This is a genomic window from uncultured Aureimonas sp. (assembly GCF_913775355.1).
Taxonomy (GTDB): domain Bacteria; phylum Pseudomonadota; class Alphaproteobacteria; order Rhizobiales; family Rhizobiaceae; genus Aureimonas.
The window spans coordinates 1-2,603 of record NZ_CAJYIU010000298.1; the positions used below are offsets into that span (position 1 = coordinate 1).

Consider the following 2,603-nt stretch of genomic DNA (forward strand, 5'->3'; position numbering starts at 1 on the left):
AACCCGTCCTATTCGCCGCCGATAGCCGCCGCTCCCCGCACGGCGCTGGATACTTGTTGAACCTGCCTGATTTCAGGCTCTTTTAATCGACCCCGATCCGGGGATCGTCCGTCGCGCGCCCCGTGAATAAACGGGGCCGCCATGACCACAGCACACCAGAAACCGGAAGCGATCCAGCGCGGCGTGCGGATGCTGCGCACGGCGCTCGGCCCCGCCATTTCCCGCTTTCTGGAAGACCCGGCCGTCATCGAGGTGATGCTGAACCCGGACGGACGCATCTGGATCGATCGCCTGTCCGAAGGACTGGCGGATACCGGCGAAATGCTGTCGCCCGCCGATGGCGAACGCATCGTCCGCCTGGTCGCGCATCACGTCGGCGCGGAGGTCCATACCCGATCCCCGCGCGTCTCGGCCGAACTGCCCGAAACCGGCGAGCGGTTCGAGGGTCTGTTGCCGCCCGTCGTCGCCGCACCTGCCTTCGCCATCCGCAAGCCCGCCGTCGCAGTGTTCACACTCGACGATTACGTTATCGCCGGCATCATGTCGGCCGAACGGGCGGACATTCTACGTCGCGCCGTCGCTGATCGGGCCAACATCCTCGTCGCGGGCGGCACGTCCACCGGCAAGACCACGCTGACCAACGCGCTGCTCGCCGAGGTCGCGCGCACCTCCGATCGTGTCGTCATCATCGAGGATACGCGCGAGTTGCAATGCGCCGCGCCGAACCTCGTCGCGATGCGGACCAAGGAGGGCGTCGCCACGCTCTCCGATCTCGTCCGATCCTCGCTGCGCCTGCGTCCCGATCGCATCCCTATCGGCGAGGTGCGCGGCAGCGAAGCCCTCGACCTGCTCAAAGCCTGGGGCACCGGCCATCCCGGCGGCATCGGCACGATCCACGCCGGCAGCGGCATCGGCGCGCTGCGTCGTCTCGAACAGCTCATTCAGGAAGCCGTCGTGACCGTACCGCGTGCGCTGATCGCCGAGACGATTGACGTCGTGGCCGTGCTTTCCGGTCGCGGTTCCGCGCGCCGGCTCACCGAACTCGCCCGCGTCGAAGGTCTCGGATCGGACGGGGACTACCGCGTCCTTCCAGCCACCCCCAACAGCACAGGAGACCCTTCATGATCCGTACCCTCACACGCGCCCGCCGCCATGCCGCGTCGGCTGTCGCCTTCGTCACCCTCAACCTCGTCATGGTCCCGGCCGCCCATGCCTCCGGCTCGTCAATGCCGTGGGAAGCACCGCTTCAGAAAATCCTCGAATCCATCGAGGGGCCGGTCGCCAAGATCGTCGCCGTCATCATCATCATCGCCACCGGGCTGGCGCTCGCCTTCGGCGATACGTCGGGCGGCTTCCGCAAGCTGATCCAGATCGTGTTCGGCCTGTCGATCGCTTTCGCGGCGTCGAGCTTCTTCCTGTCCTTCTTCTCGTTCGGCGGCGGGGCGCTCGTCTGATGGCGGTCGCCTTCGAGCAACTGGACGTGCCGGGCTTCACCGTCCCCGTCCATCGCGCGCTGACCGAGCATATCCTGCTCGGGGGCGCGCCGCGCTCCATCGCCATCCTCAACGGGACGCTGGCCGGGGCCGTGGGCCTGGGCTTACGCCTCTGGCTGGTCGGCCTCGTCATCTGGGCGCTCGGCCATGTCGCGGCGGTCTGGGCCGCGAAGCGCGATCCGCAGTTCGTCGAGGTCGGACGGCGGCACCTGCGCATCCCCGGTCATCTGTCGATTTGAGGGGCGCGGCCATGATGAACCTCGCCGAATACCGCCGCACCGGTACGCGCCTTGCCGACTTCCTGCCCTGGGCCGCTTTGGTCGGCCCCGGCGTCGTCGTGAACAAGGACGGGTCGTTCCAGCGCACCGCGACGTTTCGCGGCCCCGACCTGGACTCCGCCGTCGCGGCCGAGCTGGTCGCCGTCGCCGGCCGCATCAACAACGCCTTCCGCCGTCTCGGATCGGGCTGGAGTATCTTCGTGGAGGCGCAGCGCGTTGAGGCCGCGACCTATCCCGCGAGCCAATTCCCCGATCCGGCATCCGGTCTGGTGGACGAGGAACGCAAGGCGGCGTTCGAGGAAGCGGGTACGCATTTCGTGTCGGGCTACTTCCTGACCTTCCTCTATCTGCCGCCGGCCGAGGACGCCGCTCGTGCCGAGACCTGGCTTTATGAGGGGCGCGAACGGAACGGCGTCGATCCCCATGAGGTGGTGCGCGGTTTCATCGACCGCACCGACCGCGTGCTGGCTCTACTCGACGGCTTCATGCCGGAATGCCGCTGGCTCGATGATCCCGAGACGCTGACCTATCTGCACTCGACGGTTTCGACCAACCGGCATCGCGTCCGCGTCCCCGAGACGCCCGTCTATCTCGACGCACTGCTCACTGACCAGCCGCTCACCGGCGGGCTGGAGCCGCGCCTGGGCGACCGGCATCTCCGTATCCTCACGATCATCGGCTTCCCGACCGCGACGACGCCGGGCCTGCTCGACGATTTGAACCGGCTGGCTTTTCCGTATCGCTGGAGCACGCGCGCGATCCTGCTCGACAAGGCCGACGCAACCAAGCTGCTTACGAAAATCCGTCGCCAGTGGTTCGCTAAGCGCAAGTC

Annotated in this window: 3 protein-coding genes and 1 pseudogene; all 4 read left to right on the forward strand. The window is 67.3% G+C overall.

The genetic code is table 11. The features are described 5' to 3' along the window. Positions 1-141: 141 nt before the first annotated feature. Positions 142-1,125: a P-type conjugative transfer ATPase TrbB gene (gene trbB / locus QZ753_RS18320; RefSeq protein WP_294645736.1), complete on the forward strand. Its 984-nt coding sequence runs from the start codon at positions 142-144 to the stop codon at positions 1,123-1,125. Beyond that, positions 1,122-1,454: a TrbC/VirB2 family protein gene (locus QZ753_RS18325; RefSeq protein WP_294645738.1), complete on the forward strand. Its 333-nt coding sequence runs from the start codon at positions 1,122-1,124 to the stop codon at positions 1,452-1,454. The genes trbB and QZ753_RS18325 overlap by 4 nt, the downstream gene beginning before the upstream one ends. Beyond that, positions 1,454-1,732 carry a VirB3 family type IV secretion system protein gene (locus QZ753_RS18330; protein ID WP_294645739.1) on the forward strand — a complete coding sequence of 93 codons (279 nt, stop codon included), beginning with the start codon at positions 1,454-1,456 and terminating at the stop codon, positions 1,730-1,732. The genes QZ753_RS18325 and QZ753_RS18330 overlap by 1 nt, the downstream gene beginning before the upstream one ends. Before the next feature lie 11 nt (positions 1,733-1,743). After that, positions 1,744-2,603 (forward strand): annotated as a pseudogene (locus QZ753_RS18335) (conjugal transfer protein TrbE); the annotation flags it as partial.